Source organism: Pedobacter sp. AK013, from assembly GCF_014205835.1.
Classification (GTDB): Bacteria; Bacteroidota; Bacteroidia; order Sphingobacteriales; family Sphingobacteriaceae; genus Pedobacter.
Map to the genome: position 1 here is coordinate 20,977 of NZ_JACHCQ010000047.1, position 11,994 is coordinate 32,970.

The window sequence follows — 11,994 nt, forward strand, 5'->3', positions numbered from 1 at the left end:
TTATTTAAATAGACCCTTTTGCTTCATTTCCTGAATAGATTGATCGTATTTGTCGCCCTTAATTTCTTGGGTATTTACCCAATCTGCAAAATTCTTAATACCTTCCTGAAAGGTAACACTAGGCTTAAACCCTAATAATGCACTGATTTTCTTAAGATCGGCAAAATTATGTCTGATATCACCTAATCTGTAATTTCCAGATATTTTTACAGGTACCTGTTTATTGTAGTTTTTTAAAAGCTCTTCCACAACTGTTAATACCGTTGTAGCAACTCCTGTACCAACATTAAAAACCTGCCCATTTGCCTCATCCTTTTCAATTCCAAGAATAGTTGCTTCAACTACATCATCAATGTATACGAAATCTCGTGTTTCTTTACCGTCTTCAAAAACATTAATCTCCTTGTTATTTCTGATTAAGGTAGAGAAGATTGATAAGATACCAGTGTAAGGATTAGATAAAGATTGGCCTGGGCCATATACATTTTGATACCTAAACGCCACAGGAGCAATGCCGATAGTAGGGCAAACGGTCATGATCATTTGTTCCTGGTTCTGCTTGGTAATTCCGTACACAGATGATGGATGTATTTTCGATTCCTCATCTGTTGCTACTAAGGTTAAAGTACCTGTTGAATTTGGATACTTCACTTCAAAGTCACCAGTCTTCATAATTTCATCGCTACGGTGCGAAGGATAAACATAACCAAGGTTTTCGCTTAAGTACTTCCCTTCTCCATATATCGATCTCGATGAAGCAATAATTATCTTTTTAACATTATGCTCAGCATTTGCCAGTATATCTAACATTGCAGCAGTTCCGCCAATATTTACGTTGGTGTATTGCTCTATTTGATACATCGATTGCCCAGTACCAGTCTCGGCTGCATAATGCACAATAATATCTTGCCCAGCAATTGCTTGTTTTAAGTCTTCCTTTGACTCTACAGTACCATGAATGAAATTCACTTTATCTTTTATTGAAAGATATAATGGACTGGAAATTTCTGGTTCATCTCCATGAATCTGCTTTGAAAGATTGTCCAATACAGTTATTTCATAGCCTTTAGCAATAAGTTTCAATGCTAAATTTGAGCCAATAAACCCAGCTCCACCCGTTATAAGTACTTTTTTCATTATATTAGTTAATATTTTAAATGTTTAGGTTTTAATTTTCGTTAAGAAAATTTCCCTTTAAATCTGTTTTTTCCCAATTACCTGTACCTAAATTATATCTTTTCACAACCCTAGCAGGTGCACCAACTATTACACTGTAATCGGGAAATATGCCTTTAACAACTGAATTTGCCCCTACTACACATTGTTTACCTAAAATGGTACCCGCCTGTATAGCTGCGCCATAGCCAATAAAACAATTTTCGCCAATTTCAGTCTTACTTACAATGTACTCCTGCCTTAATATATGTACCCCTATTTCTTTATAGTCATGATCTATATTGGTAATGAATACATTGCCTAGTATAGTTGAGCTTTTACCAATTCTCAAATCAATTTTAGCACTAGTTATGTGAAAATTTTGTTGAATTGCTACATCCTCTTCTATGTAAATTTTTCCTTCATTATGCGTTTCTATTCTCAAACCTGGAAATATTCTAACTTTATTTCCTATATATACATTTCTTCCACCTGTAATGTAAGTTGGTGAACCAATATAAGTTAGAAGTCCGATCCTTTTAAAAACCAGACGTAAAAATTGTGTTTTAATAAACCAAATAATCTTAAATATCATGGCATCAAATTATAATATACATCTTTGGCCGAACTATATACTTCATCTACACCAATGCCTTTAATACATAAGTTATGATTATACTTACAAAAGCTAGCATGACATGGCTTACACTCCATCTCATGAGAGATTATCCGCAAATCTCTTGAACCAATTGGTTCAACATACTTTGGATTTACATTTCCAAATACAACGATTGTTGGGATACCGAAGGCAGCCGCTATATGAGCAGCTCCGCTATCGTTACATATCATTATATCACAAGAACTAATTAAAGCTATATAATTTGGAATATTCTCTTTAATTATAATGAAATCCACTCCAATTAGTTCCAAGTTTTCCTTTATAATCTTGATCGTACCTTCTTCATTTGGCCCTTCAAATATAAAGAAACGTGCATTACCATTTAACTCATTTAATCTACCAATTAATTCAGTATATTTATGTTCATCCCACTTCTTTATTTCTTGACTTGCGCCGGGATGAACCCCAATAATAAACTTGTCAGCTAAAAGCTCACTTTTGCTTTGAAGATATATCTGATTAGACTTTGTCAATTTCAAAAGAGGTAGCTCAGAGTCATAAATTTCACAACCAATTTGTCTTAAAAGATCAATCCAGATATCTGCATATTTATCAATTTTAGGATCAGTAGTAATAACATCAGTTAACATATACTCTCCTCCACTAAAATTAAAACTTACTTTTCTTTTAGCGTTCACGAAGTTCATGAAAAAAATATGTCGCCAATCACCTCTGAAATCAATTGATACATCGTAATCATTCTTATTAACAATACTCAATGTTTCTCTAAATTTTTTAAGATTTTTTAAAGAATAAGGTTTATGTATCCAATTTACGTCTACAACAATAAATTCATCTACGAGTAATTGATCTTTCAAAATTAGCTCAACCTGCTTATTACATATTAATGTTATTTTACTATTTATAAAATTCCTTCTTATAACAGCTAAAGAAGGAAGAAACATAATAGTATCACCGATTAAATAGAAACCAACAATCAATATGCTCTTAGTGTTTTCTATAGCTATAGGAGGATATGTCTTCTTATTTTTATTTGGTAAAAATAATTTGAAAAAAAAGTTTACAACAACTAATTTCTTTAGCTTGTTTGAGTTAAATTTTAACATATTCTCGTTTGCAATTTCTAAATCCTATAACGCTGATTTAATTGGAGCAGCCCTTCTTTTGATCGTCTTTAATAGTAAAAAATAAATAATTAATGGGGGTAATAAATATATCGATATTAAGTAATAATTGGTGAATACTACAAGAACATTTAGATAAATAAAGCTAATAAAATAGAACTTTATCCTATTAGAAAAAGTCGAATCTAAACTTCTAATTATCGGTTTGATTTTTCTAACAATATATCCTATAAAAAATGCGGATAAGAATGGAACCAATACAACTCCAAACCAACCAAAGCTAGTGTATCCCCACATTGAAACAGGTATCCTAAATCCACCTGAGGCAATTTCAGAGATGTCACTTGTATCATTAGCCACAAACAATGTCCAAGAAGAAGGGCTATATTTGAAGTTAAATGGAATCAAGCCACCTATAAATGTCAAGCCGTATGTAAAATCGCTTCCTTTTTGGACAAATTGATTTAAGAACGTGAGCTGATCGCTAATATCAGGAGATCCAAATGATATTGCTTCAAAAACATTACTACCTAAATCAAGTCCACCGTAATAACCGAAAGGAGAGAAAATAGCTAGTATGTAGTATAGTGAACTACCTATAAGTACTGACATAACAATTACGCCTATGTAGGAGAAGAAAATAGTTCTACTTTTATTAAGAGAAAAGATTATTGATAGTGCTAATAGTAATCCAGTAAGCATAGGACCTCTATTCAAACTGAATATAATTAAAGCTAGTCCCCATACTATTAATGACATGTTTTTCAGACTCCACTTATTTAATATTTGTAATATTTTGAGTGGCAGTAACAATTCAATTAGTAATCTTGATGTTCTATAAATGTATGCAACTCTTTTATAAGGTTCTTGATATTCTCCTTTAAAAAACTTAGCAAGAATGGGATCTGATGCAAAAATTGGGACAAACCCCATTAATACAAAACTCAAAGTAACACCAATTATTCCAAAAAGGTACATTCTATCACATACTTTAAGAAATCGTTTCAGCTTTATCGGCTCACTTAAATAACCATGAACTATCTTAAAATTAACCATTTGATCAATTAGTCCTATTTTTTTCCATTTATTCCCAATTAATAAGCCCACGACAAAAGATATAGCGCCTATCAAATTAATAATAGAGTAAAGGTTGAGAATATCAACACCAGCAATTTTCTCAAAATCGATTACACAAACTGGAATTACATACGCTACCAAACAAAATCCAATAAAGAAATGGTTAAAAATATTTCTTCTATCGAACCATATAACATATGTTCCTAAATAAAAGATACATAAACTTAAACAGATAATTAGATTCGTCATTTATGATTCCTTTAAGTTTTGAAGTTCTTTTTTAATAAACTGTTCATTAAATTAGGTATTTCTGCTATACCAGATATTTGTGCTTTAAATAAGGGTAAGGTAGCCTTAAACATAAAATTGCTAACAAAATTAATTAACACATATGATATAAGGGTAGAAACTGCGGCACCATACGCGCCATAACGAGGAATTAAAATAAGATTTAAAGCCAGATTAATAATAAATCCCATTAGATACCGTATGAAAACTATTCTTTCGTTATTTTTCACAATAAAATATTGGTTATTTGCCAATCCAACAGCAACAGGCAGTATACACCAAGCATAAATAAGCAATATCTCTCTTGCAGGATAGTACGCTGCCCCAAAATAATAAGTTATTGCCAACCAACCTGCTACGTAAATCCCACAGGCACAAACTACTCCCGAAATAATCATCACAGCCATGTACTGTTTTAATGCCTTATTAAAATCTTCTTTTGATTCTAGATAAGATTTTACGAGTTTGGCCATATAACTGCCTGCAATGGCTACGGGCACAAAGTAGAGGGCTTCGCCAATTCGGTTAACCATGCTAAACTGCCCCAACTCAAAAGGTGTAGATAGCTTTTCGAGTAAAATCTGATCAATTCGCATGTAAAGTACCGTGGCTACTGTTCCGGCCAGCAATGGCTTAGATTTGTTAAAAATATCTAAAAATAATACTTTATTAAACCTTGGTTTTTGAAAGTTCTGATAATATTTCCGGTAAACAAAGCTAACAAGGAGAAATGAAAGCACTCCTTCTATGGCATATGAGAGTGCAATAATTAGAATAGGATAATGATTAAGCAGCAGATAAACCCTAACGATAAAAATAATAAGCTGCACGCCCATTCGGGGAATGGCAGACAATTGTATTTTAAGCTGCGATTGGTACTCAGAATCAACGACATCAGAAAGTGATGTTAAAGAATAAAGGAGCAGAATTGTTGCAATAAGCGTTTGATCTGGGGTAAAGTACCCAAAATACACATAAGCCAAATATAATGCCGAGGTAATTATCCAAACAATTAACCTTAGGGTAAAAGCACTACCTAAAATAATGCCTCTTTCCTCGAAATTAGAAGTTATTTCTTTAATTACCAGGCTATCGTTACCAATAGCTGCTATAATTGTAACCAAAGTAGACAATGAAATTGCAAAATTAAAGCTACCAAAAACTATTGGCCCATAACCAGCCATTATAGCCATTACAATAATGTTGCTAAATGCTTTAAACAACTTATCGCCACTTTGCCATAATATATTCTTGATTTTCGATTCCAATTAATCTTTCTTTTAAGTCAAAGAGCGTACAGCCCAGGCTGCTGATAACATTATTTTTTAAACACTTTTGACAACCAGCCTTTTTGCTTGTTTTCTTCTCCGTAAGTCCCATAGCCATAACCATAGCCATAAGCCTTACTTACGATATCATTTACTACAATACCGATATTTTTCATTTTTTTACTACGGTAAAGATCATCTACTATTGCGATTTGATTTTTCTGGGTTATTTTTTGTCTAACCAGATATAAAACCACATCAGCATAATTAGAAAGCAGTTGCGCATCGGTAATAATCCCTATTGGTGGCGCATCCATAATAATATAATCGAACTGTTTTTTAAGCTCTTCAATTAATGCAGGGGTATGCTCGCTCATTAATGTTTCTGCAGGATTTGGGGGTAAAGGACCTGAAGAAATAATAAACATATTTTTATTTATCGATAATGGCTTAACAATATGATCTACTTTAATGGTCGAATCAATGGTATAATTACTAAACCCAATTTCATTAGAAACACCGAGCTTTGCAGATAAACCTGGTTTTCGCAGATCGAGTTCCATCAATAATACTTTCTTTCCTGCAAGGGCCAGTATATTACCCAAATTAATAGCCGTGAATGATTTTCCTTCACCACTCATACTAGAAGTTAGCAGAATAATCTTTTCATCTTTATTCTTAAGGTAAAAAGATAAGCTCGTTCTAAGTGCCCTAAACTGCTCAGAAATGGCAGACCTTGCTTGGTTGGCTACAATAAGATTATCATCACTTAAGTTATGACTTATCTCGCCAATAATAGGTACCGAGGTTAAATTGGTAATATCTTGTTTGGTAGATATACTGGTATTTAAGAAGTTTAACCCAAATATGGTCAGTATCGGAAAAACCAATCCTGCAATTAAACCTGCTAAATAAACAATAGTCTTTTTAGGGCTAATTGGAATTACTGCGGCTTTGGGTGGATCGATCGTTTTAGCGATCGAAATATTAGCTGTTTTAGAAATTGCTGTTTCTTCAGCTTTTTGCATCATAAAGATGTATAATTCCTGTTTAATTTGCTGATTTCTTGCTAATTTCAAATAGTCTTTTTCAATCTCCGGAACTGCTGAAATCTGCCCCTCAGCCTTATCAAGCTGTTTTCTTAACTTATCTCTAGTGAGTACAAATGTATTTTTTGTACTTACTATATTGGCCAAGATACCAGCTCTCATTTCTGCAACCTGTCCATCAAGATTTTTAATAAGTGGGCTTGAATCCGTTACACTTAATAAAAGCTTATCGCGCTCTATTAATAGTGCATTATACTGGTTCATTATCCCTGAGAAAACCATATCCTGCGGCAGTAGAGAAGTTGGAAAAACACGTTTGTTCTTATTCTCGTCCTGTAGGTATTTTTCCAAGTCTGATAGGATGGATACTTGGGTCTCTGCTTTTGCCAATTCAGTAGAAAACTCGGAGGTACTTTGCACCAACACTTTGCCTTGCTCTGTCATATCGGCCAAACGATTCTTTTGTTTAAATTGTTTAACCTCACCCTCAACATCCCCAAGTTCTGAAGCGATTACCTGTAATCTTTGTTTAATAAATTTACCTGTGCTATCAGCTATTGCATTTTTATCACTTAGGTTGGCTTCAGTATATTTTTTAATTAAAGTATTTAAAATATCTTCACCTTTTTTCGGTACCGGATATGCTAAACCGAGATCTATAATTGTAACCTGTTTATTTGATACACCAACAGAAAGCATTTTCATCAAGTCTGCTACCCTTTCGTCTATAGAATTTAAGGTCACAACAAAAGTTCCATTATCCATAGATAGGCCATTTACAGGAAGCAACTGTAAAGTTCCAACGTTTTTTATTTCAAATGTATCATTCCAGTTTATTTCTTTTTCAAGCTTATTTGAAACTATTTTCACTTTACCACTTGGCAGCTTTTGTATTTCTATTTGTGTTTTCTTGATTGAGTCTACCCCTTTAATAAAATCAAGCCTAAAAGGTGCTTGATAAAGTTCTCTTTTAACGAAATTAGATTTACGGGCGTATACGATATTGAGCTGCATTTCTCGGGCTACCTGCTCCATTAGGAACCTGGTCTTTAAAATTTCGGCTTCATTATCAACAGAATTCTTTCCGCCCAATAATCCTCCAAGATCCATTAAGGCTCCAGCCTGCTTAGCTAGACCACCTGCTTTTTCATCATCGTTAACCAATACCCTTGCATTAATCTGATAAGAAGGGGGGGTGTATAGTATATATAAAAAAGAAATGATTAAACATGTTACTATGCCTACACCAATCCAATGCCACTTATCGGCAAGCTCCATAAAAATCTTCTTAAGATCTATGCCGTCCTCTTCTTCTAATTGATTTGACATATTATATTCTCGTATGTTCTCCATTTAAACTAAAAAAATGCTATTTAAAATTAGTAATTGCAATAACAATTACAGAAAGGACTGAGGCAATTACACCAATAGTTTGGATTTGTGCCGAATTAGAAGCTGAAACCTTACGCTTGTTGGGCTCTACGTAAACAACATCATTTTGTTTAAGATAATAATATGGGCTATTAAATATATCGGAGGAGTTTAAATCTAGGCGGGCAAATTCCTTTTTCCCATTGTTGTCGCGTATAATTAACACATTTTCACGGCGTCCATAAATAGTTAAATCGCCTGCCAAACTTAAGGCATCCAATATGGTTACCTTTTCATTAGGCAAAGTATATGCTGAAGGTGCATTTACCTCTCCCAAAACACTTACCTTAAAGTTTGCGAAACGAAGTTGAACATTCGGTTCTTTATAAAATGAAGATGCTTTTTCTCTAATTAGCTCGCGGGCTTGATAAGTAGTTAAACCCGCTACTTTAACCTTCCCGATTAAAGAAAGTTCCACCTCACCATTGCGATCTACAAGAAAGCCATTTACCTGCTGTGCTGCAACAGCTGTATTGGCACTGCCGCCCAATATAGTATTGGCGGCCGCTTGATTTACAATTGCACCGCTCTGTGGATTTAAAGTAAATACATTAATACTTAAAATATCATCTGGCTGAATAACAGGCTCGGTAAAAGCCACTGCATTTTCTAATTTCGCTTGATTGACACTTTGAATGTCCTGGAAGTAAGCAATTTTTTTATTACTTACGCAGGAAGAAGTTAAGGTAATGGCTAGTAATAAAGTAGCCAATTTTAGTCCTTTATTTACTTTGTTTTTTTTATTCATAGGTATAATAACTCTATTTAAAATGATCGACCATTTCAAATAGCTTGCAAACTTAATCATTTAATTGTAATATATAAAAAGCTTTAATTCAGAATCACGAAAATTTAGTTTTGGTAAGTAATTTGAACGTGAACAATAAAAATTATGCAATTAATTATACTTTATAATGTTTGATTATACGCAGATAGAACCAAATACTTCTTGATTTTTAAACCCATAACTACCAATTAAATCGTATAACTTACCAGTTTGCACAGCCTCTGTTAGGGTACTTAAGTGTTTATCATGATGAAGATCTGTACCAGCAAAATCGTACATCTTTTCTTTCAACAGAAGCTCAGCCAGTTGCTTCACCTCTCTACCATAATAACCTAAAACAGACAATAAATTTAACTGTAGTAAACACCCTTTTTCTTTAAATCGTCTTAATCTACTTTTATCTTTAAAATAGAAAGTATAACGTTCTGGATGTGCAAGTACTGGTTGGTACCCTTTTATTTCGATCTCAAATATAGTTTTACTTATGCCCGGGCTTTCGGATAAATAAGACATCTCTATTAGTAAGTGTTTTTGATCTAAAGGGCATAGTGATTCTTCCAAATTAAAGTCCTGATCAATCATGTATTCAGCTCCTGCAGCTAGTTTCAGGGCTATTCCCGCTTTATTCATTTCACTCTGAAGCGAAGATTTTGCCTTAAATATGGTTTCTTTCGTATTCGGGTATAATTCTTTATAAATATGCGGTGTACAGATCAGTTGTTCAAAACCTAGCTCTTGTAACGACTTTACAAAACGTAGCGAAGTTGCCACATCAGGCGATCCATCATCAATACCTGGTAAAACATGCGAGTGCATATCCACTCCTAACCAAGAGATATCGGTAACTTTATTTTTTTTACTAAAAAAGCTTAACATATTTTTATTAAAATGGAAAACACTAAATTATTCCGCCCTTACCCTTAGGAACGTTTATTAAGCAAGCTTATTGCCGCCAACTATTTTGCAAATTTTGTTAGGATTATTTACATATAACGCAAATTCCTCAAATTAATGATATAAAGCTAAGACAATTCACACTATTTTCCAATAAGTAGTAGATTAAATCAGACAAATAGTCGAAATAATGCTGGTAAAAAAGCTGCAAATTAATTTTCGTACAGAAAATTTAACAAAAAATTAATGTATGGACTTTAGAAAAGCTACTCAAAGTAATTCAAGGTTTTAAATCCCCCTTTTTTTAAATATTCATCCTTTTTCATTAAATGGAGATCAGATATTACCATATCTTTTACCAAAGCGGCCAGGTCATATTTGGGTTCCCACCCTAACTGTGTTTTTGATTTTGTTGGATCTCCCAATAATAAATCTACTTCTGTAGGGCGGAAGTATTTGGGATCCACCTGAACGATGGTACTACCTAAGAACAGTTTTTCAGGATCTAATCCTAAACGGCTAAGCACCTCAACATCTAACCCAATAATTACTCCTTTTTCATTCTCATCTTTTCCTGAAAATTCGACTTCAATACCCAATTCAGCAAAACTCATGCGTACAAAATCGCGAACCGTTGTCGTAATACCGGTAGCAATCACAAAATCTTCTGGTTTATCCTGCTGTAAAATCAGCCACATGGCTTCAATATAATCTTTGGCATGCCCCCAATCTCTTTGGGCAGAAAGATTACCTAAATAAAGGCATTTTTGCAAGCCTAATGCAATCTTAGCCGCAGCCCTCGTAATTTTACGGGTAACGAAAGTTTCTCCACGCAATGGACTTTCGTGGTTAAACAATATGCCGTTGCAAGCAAACATATTATAGGCCTCTCTGTAATTCACGGTGATCCAATAGGCATACATCTTGGCTACAGCATATGGCGATCGCGGGTAAAAGGGCGTAGTTTCACTTTGTGGAACAGCCTGAACTAAACCATATAATTCTGAAGTACTGGCTTGGTAGACTCTGGTTTTCTCGGTTAAACCCAAAATACGTACAGCCTCTAAAAGTCTCAGGGTCCCAATACCATCTGCATTGGCCGTGTATTCAGGCATCTCGAAACTTACATGCACATGGCTCATGGCTGCAAGATTATAAATTTCATCAGGCTGTATTTCCTGAATAATACGGATCAGATTAGTAGAATCAGTCAAATCGCCGTAATGCAATTTGAAATGTACATTCTGCTCATGCTGATCCTGATACAGATGATCGATGCGATCGGTATTAAATGAGGATGAACGTCTTTTTAATCCATGTACGAAATAACCTTTTTTTAGCAAAAATTCTGCTAAATAAGCCCCATCTTGTCCCGTAACACCTGTAATTAAAGCAACCTTCATATTCATTGATATTTTAATAAGCTACAAACATACAGAATAATTTATTTGATTGATAAGCGATTTTAAAATGGTGATTTAATCTTATTGTCCCTATCAAACACGATCAAACGACAGCTTAGCTTCGTGCTTTTGAAGCATGCGCTCATCCAATTTTATGTCTTTTACTAGCAATGATAATGTACCTTGTTTACTTTTTAATCTGAATTCGATTAATTAGCATGCAAAAATTTGATTTACGGATACTTTTGGTAATTGATAGCCGGCTTTTAGGAAAGAATGAATAAGCAATCAAACCAGCGATCATATTCGAATCGCTATAATTTAGTATATTAGGTTAAACAAAAGCATAATCAATTTAATCAGTCTGATTAAAAATCTAAAACCCCACCTTTATGCCACGTTTACCCCACGTTCAAGCCACCTTCCGGCCAGGCTTGGCTATGCCTTGCTGTACACCTACTTGCCTACTGCTTCGGACTTGCTTTGGTTGAAACAGAACCACGTTGAAGATCAGCGATGTCAAAGATTTGCATCGCTTTAGGTTGGCGGGTTAACAATAGCTAAATAAAAGGTGAAGGGAAACATAGCCTGGGGTTATTTTGGGCCACAGCTGTGTCGGTATGGGGGTATGGAAAATGGTGGGGGAAGGCAAAATACAAAAAGCACGAATATATTAGCCGCTTATGGCTTAAGGTTCCTGCCTGTGCCTATCGTATGGACACATCTTTTGTTAACTCTATATATGTTTTTTTAGTACATTTCATTAAGGCGGTCGTCATGCTAAATTTATTTCACTGTTGTCCGGTTAAAATTGATTATTGAAGATAAATAAGGCTTATTGGCTAATTAAGGTTGTTTATGTTTTAAAATCTATTTCT

Annotated in this window: 9 protein-coding genes; all 9 read right to left on the bottom strand. The window is 34.1% G+C overall.

What is annotated here, in order from left to right; translation table 11 throughout:
• Positions 1-1,137 (bottom strand): NAD(P)-dependent oxidoreductase, encoded by a 1,137-nt coding sequence (locus HDC90_RS22885; RefSeq protein WP_184470600.1) that lies wholly within the window; start codon positions 1,135-1,137, stop codon positions 1-3.
• Between the two features lie 31 nt (positions 1,138-1,168).
• The gene (locus HDC90_RS22890) at positions 1,169-1,750 is read right to left on the bottom strand and encodes a DapH/DapD/GlmU-related protein (RefSeq protein WP_184470603.1); all 582 of its coding nucleotides are present in this window, start codon (positions 1,748-1,750) and stop codon (positions 1,169-1,171) included.
• Positions 1,747-2,901: a glycosyltransferase family 9 protein gene (locus HDC90_RS22895; RefSeq protein ID WP_184470605.1), complete on the bottom strand. Its 1,155-nt coding sequence runs from the start codon at positions 2,899-2,901 to the stop codon at positions 1,747-1,749. The genes HDC90_RS22890 and HDC90_RS22895 overlap by 4 nt, the downstream gene beginning before the upstream one ends.
• Positions 2,902-2,925: 24 nt before the next feature.
• Positions 2,926-4,245: an O-antigen polymerase gene (locus tag HDC90_RS22900; RefSeq protein ID WP_184470607.1), complete on the bottom strand. Its 1,320-nt coding sequence runs from the start codon at positions 4,243-4,245 to the stop codon at positions 2,926-2,928.
• A gap of 11 nt (positions 4,246-4,256) precedes the next feature.
• Positions 4,257-5,552, bottom strand: coding sequence for a flippase (locus HDC90_RS22905; RefSeq protein WP_184470609.1), 1,296 nt, complete (start codon positions 5,550-5,552; stop codon positions 4,257-4,259).
• Between the two features lie 50 nt (positions 5,553-5,602).
• On the bottom strand, positions 5,603-7,930 hold the full coding sequence (locus HDC90_RS22910; protein ID WP_184470611.1) for a tyrosine-protein kinase: 2,328 nt from the start codon (positions 7,928-7,930) through the stop codon (positions 5,603-5,605).
• 40 nt (positions 7,931-7,970) lie between these two features.
• Complete coding sequence (locus HDC90_RS22915) at positions 7,971-8,780, bottom strand: polysaccharide biosynthesis/export family protein (protein ID WP_184470613.1); 810 nt, start codon at positions 8,778-8,780, stop codon at positions 7,971-7,973.
• Between the two features lie 174 nt (positions 8,781-8,954).
• Complete coding sequence (locus HDC90_RS22920; protein ID WP_184470615.1) at positions 8,955-9,695, bottom strand: tyrosine-protein phosphatase; 741 nt, start codon at positions 9,693-9,695, stop codon at positions 8,955-8,957.
• A 284-nt stretch (positions 9,696-9,979) separates the two neighbouring features.
• Positions 9,980-11,116 (bottom strand): GDP-mannose 4,6-dehydratase, encoded by a 1,137-nt coding sequence (gene gmd / locus HDC90_RS22925; protein WP_184470617.1) that lies wholly within the window; start codon positions 11,114-11,116, stop codon positions 9,980-9,982.
• Between the last annotated feature and the right edge of the window lie 878 nt (positions 11,117-11,994).